Raw genomic sequence first — 236 nt, 5'->3', positions numbered from 1 at the left:
AAGGGATGTAATTGAGCAATAAAAAAAGCCCGCAGCGCGGGCTTCTTTATGCTGATAAAGAGCTGATAAAGATATAATCAGATCGCCTCTTCATCCTCTTCGCCAGTACGGATGCGCACCACGCGCGCCACGTCGAAGACAAAGATTTTACCATCACCGATTTTGCCGGTCTGCGCAGTGCGCATAATGGTCTCGACGCAGGTATCAACGATATCGTCGCCCACCACCATCTCGAT

1 protein-coding gene is annotated in these 236 nt (G+C 50.0%); it reads right to left on the bottom strand.

The genetic code is table 11. From position 1 onward, the window contains the following. Window positions 1-77: 77 nt before the first annotated feature. On the bottom strand, window positions 78-236 hold a 159-nt coding region (locus SB756_RS35375), incomplete at its 5' end, for a P-II family nitrogen regulator (RefSeq protein ID WP_410913921.1).

It is taken from the genome of Pseudomonas sp. SIMBA_068 (genome assembly GCF_046534705.1).
GTDB classification, from domain to species: Bacteria; Pseudomonadota; Gammaproteobacteria; order Pseudomonadales; family Pseudomonadaceae; genus Aquipseudomonas; species Aquipseudomonas putida.
The sequence above is the reverse complement of the archived record's forward strand: the minus strand, read 5'-3'. Positions and strand labels throughout refer to the sequence as shown.